The following is a 1,311-nucleotide window of genomic DNA, read 5'->3' as shown; positions in this document are numbered from 1 at the left end:
TGTCTCGTCCTAAAATACGTTGACAGTATTTCTACTAAGCCAACAGCATCAGCTGTTGGCTTTTTTCATGCACCTCATTTGGAGTTTTCATCCTGAGACTAAGGTGCGGCCTCATATTGTTATAGGTACTTATAGACTCTTTTACTAGTTGTTTAAGCTCTCCGAGGTTTTTACACTTATTAAGTAAGAACTCTTGTTTCAGTATTCCATTTACTCTCTCTGCTAATGCATTTTGATAGCAGTCATAACCGTCTGTCATCGAGGGGCTTATGCCGCTACTTTTCAACTTATCTTGATAAACACCGGAGCAATACTGGAGACCACGATCAGAGTGATGGATACACGAACGATGATATTGACGCCCCTTAATAGCCATATCTAGCGCTTTCACAACATCCGTCGCCTTCATTTCGTTGCTCAGCTCGTAGCCCATAATTTTCCGACTAAACGCATCAGTTACCAATGAGAGATAGTGAATGCCTTCATCTGATTGGATATAGGTAATATCACTTACTAACACACCCTCTGGAGTGCATGGTTTGTAGTTCTTTAATAAGTTCGGATGTTTTTTCATCCAATGCTTACTGTTTGTCGTTTTCGTAAAACTACGTTTAGGTCTTACCAATAACCGTTCATCACGTAAGTAGTTGAAAAGAGCATCCCGACCTAACTTGATACCTTGTTCTTGCAACTTTGGCTTAAGTAAAAAGTAGAGCTTTCTAGTGCCAACCCGAGGCATATAACGTCTAATATCCAACACCATTTGTTTGATGGGTTTAAGTTCCAACTGGCGAAGAACAGCTCGCTTTTCTCGTTGATAAACGCTTTGTCTCGTTATCCCGCATAGCTTACATACTCGAACTAAACTTATTCCTTCTTGTTCTTGAAGGCTTCTTGCTCCTTGGTGAGATACTTTTTTCTGAGGCTAGTTCCGTGTTCAGCATCAAGAATATCAACCACTCTATTTAAAAAGAGATTCTTGATTTTTTCGTCTTCCAGCTCTTTCTCAAGACGCTTTATTTTCTGTGCTGGTGACTCTTTAGGCTTAGTTGATTGGTGCATGGTATTCATCCTTGGAGTTTGCGCCCAATTCATCTTACCGTGCTTTCGAAGCCAAGTTAAAACAGTTGAACGGCCTTGGATACCATAAATGGTTTGGGCTTGTTTATATGTCATATCGCCTCTTTCTACAGCGGCGACGACCTGTAATTTAAAGCCTAGTGTGTAATCACGCTGAGTGCGCTTAACGTAGGTATTATTTGAAGTAGCCATAATTCGTCCTCAATGTGTAAACACATTTCAGGACGGGAC

General features: G+C 40.7%; 1 protein-coding gene. It reads right to left on the bottom strand.

From position 1 onward, the window contains the following. Positions 1–34: 34 nt before the first annotated feature. A protein-coding gene (locus AB4384_RS23080) for an IS3 family transposase (RefSeq protein ID WP_136979693.1) occupies positions 35–1,272 on the bottom strand; the annotation gives its coding sequence in 2 pieces (ribosomal slippage) (positions 35–900 and positions 900–1,272; 1,239 coding nt in all). Between the last annotated feature and the right edge of the window lie 39 nt (positions 1,273–1,311).

It is taken from the genome of Vibrio sp. 10N.261.51.A4 (genome assembly GCF_041471945.1).
In the GTDB taxonomy this organism is placed as follows: Bacteria; Pseudomonadota; Gammaproteobacteria; order Enterobacterales; family Vibrionaceae; genus Vibrio; species Vibrio crassostreae_C.
This window is presented reverse-complemented; position numbering and strand designations above follow the sequence as displayed.